Source organism: Thermogutta sp. (assembly GCF_014359955.1).
Lineage (GTDB): Bacteria > Planctomycetota > Planctomycetia > Pirellulales > Thermoguttaceae > Thermogutta.
In genome coordinates, this window is record NZ_JACIYL010000688.1 from 1 (window position 1) to 2,414 (window position 2,414).

1 protein-coding gene and 1 pseudogene are annotated in these 2,414 nt (G+C 58.4%); both read right to left on the reverse strand.

The window, feature by feature from the left end; all coding sequences use genetic code 11:
• Positions 1-360 (reverse strand): annotated as a pseudogene (locus H5U08_RS15870) (hypothetical protein); the annotation flags it as partial.
• A 149-nt stretch (positions 361-509) separates the two neighbouring features.
• Positions 510-2,414, reverse strand: a 1,905-nt coding sequence (locus H5U08_RS15875) for a hypothetical protein (protein ID WP_297035242.1), incomplete at its 5' end; no start/stop codon positions are given.

Sequence of the window (2,414 nt, forward strand, 5' to 3'; positions counted from 1 at the left end):
CGGCACATCAACCAGCCGGGCAATCAAACCCGGCGTGTACAGACCGCGCACGCCCGGCGATTGTTCCACCAGTCCCAGTCTGCGCCAGAATTCCGACTCCCAGAGGATCTCTGCATGCGGTCCACTCTGCTTCTGAGCAAGCTCTTCCGCCAGCTTCTGGAGTTCGCCCTCCTCGACTGAAAACAGCGATTGCTCGCCGATGACGATCCAATCCGCGGGCTCCTCACAGGATGATACCAGCTTCAATCCCCTCGCTGTCGCCTCTCGACGGAACTCCCGGGAATTCATCGCTGCGGGACGTCCCAGCAACACGACTCTGATCCCGGCAAATGATTGAGCCGTCTGATCGACGCCTGTCATGCAAACTCCTTACTCGCTGAATCAACGGCTGTTCCCGGAGCCCAACACACGGTTCACTTTGTCCCAATTTTTTGACAGGTGGGACCAACCCAGGTGTCGCGCCGCGAAACGGCATCGAAAACGATCGGGACGACACCGGCCGGACCGCTTCACACGAGGCCCCAACGCTTTCTCAAATACCATTCCAGTGTATTGAGCAAAGCAAAAAGCAGGAGCGTGGGCCAGGTATCCCACAAACTGCGCCGGGTGGCGACGGGCACTTCGAGAGATTGGGTCCTTTTTTCAATTTCTTGGATAATCCGCGGAAAATCTTCCGCAGTGACACATTCGCCACCGGCTGTCTTGGCGAGCGCCGTAAGCAGTGCTATGTCGGCGGCGGGCTGATCCATCTCAAGATCACGCTTCATCACCAGAAAGCGGGCGGTCTCCCGACCGATCAGGTGGCTCCCCTGGAAGGCCTGCACTTCGAGCTGGTAGTCTCCGGCTTCCAAGGTTTGCTGAAATTCCCCCACCCAGTTCTGCTGACGGGGCTGAACACTGATTGGAATCTTTTTTTCGCCGGGGGTGATGACGGTCACCTTCCACGTAACCCCCGGTATCGGCTCTCCCAGCGGGTCCCCGGCGCCTACCTCAAACTGGAGTTTTTCTCCCATCGGCACCCGGCGCTGTGCCAGTTTCACCCACACGGGATTTTGCTGGGTGTCTTCCTTCTTGGCCAACCACAGCACAAGCTGCCGCCAGAATTTTTTGTGGGCGTTTTCATACCCATGGAGACACCAGCGCCATGTGGAATCACCTGCGAAGGCCGCCACTCGGCCAAGACCGTAAAATTGCACCGCCAGGAGGGGATGACCCTGGGTATCTTGGGCGAGGACGATGGCCCCCGGCTTCAGGCCGGACCACCGATTGGCCCCGTCCAGAGGCGGGAGAGATTCCCAAATCCGCCGGTTTTCCTGAGGTGACAGGGCAAGTGCCATGGCGAAATGCGACAGCCCGATTGAGGTGGGCACCATCCGCAATGGCCCCGGATAGTGCAAATCGGGCCGAATTGGCTCACCCAGGGGTTGCCGTTCCAACCGATCCATCCGAATCGGCAGCACATCCGCCAGGGGCGTTTCCGCGTAGCCACCTGCTCCGAAACTCTGCAATCCACCAATCATGAGCAGGCCGGCACCGTCGGCCACCGTGTCAGCGAGGCGTTTCAGTTCTCCAGGCCGGAAAACGGACGAATCGATATCTCCCAGGATGAAAACATCATAACTCCCGGGGCTCAGACGTTTTTCAAGATCGGCGGGACGCGACTCGAGTCGATTGGGGTCGATGCGAACGTAATCCACATGAATATCCGTAGCGGCATCCAGAGAGCGACGTAGAAACCGCTGCTCGACCCGGAGGGCCCCCTCCAGATACAAAACCCGGATACCACCGGCAATCACGCGTACCAGGCCGTTTTGCTCGTTATTCGTGGTGAGGGCTTCACCGGGGATCGGCTGCACGACGACGCTCACTTTACGTTCACCCGTCACTTCCGGTATATAACTGAAGCGGACAGGCACCCGTTCATCAGCGGTTTCGATGGTGATCTCTTGAGAACTGACCACCTCCAACTGATTTGGCTTGGTCTCGAACAACAGCTCCACTCTGACCTTCTGATTGGTATAGCCAGTGGCGTGAAGATGGGACGTAACTTTGAGCTCGTTTTTGACAAACACGCGATCGGGGAGAATCAGGTCCTCAAGGGCTAAATCGCGTGATTCGGCAGCCGTTCGGGATTTGCCAAAGCGGACCGCGAAGAGCGGCTGATCGAGGGAACGCATCCGCTGGGCCACAGGCTGGGGCGGCAGATCCCGCGGATAAAGAGCCCGTTGCGCACCATCGCTCAAGAGTATCACAGCCAGCAGCCGCTCACCGCTGGTTTCCCTCAAAATATCTTCCAGTGCGGCACCGATGGCCGTTTGATCTCCCGCAGGCTCCGATGGAAGCTCGATCTGGCCGTCCTTCGCAGCAAGCGGATGGACCTGAGCATCGAACGTATAAACTTTGAGGTCCACATC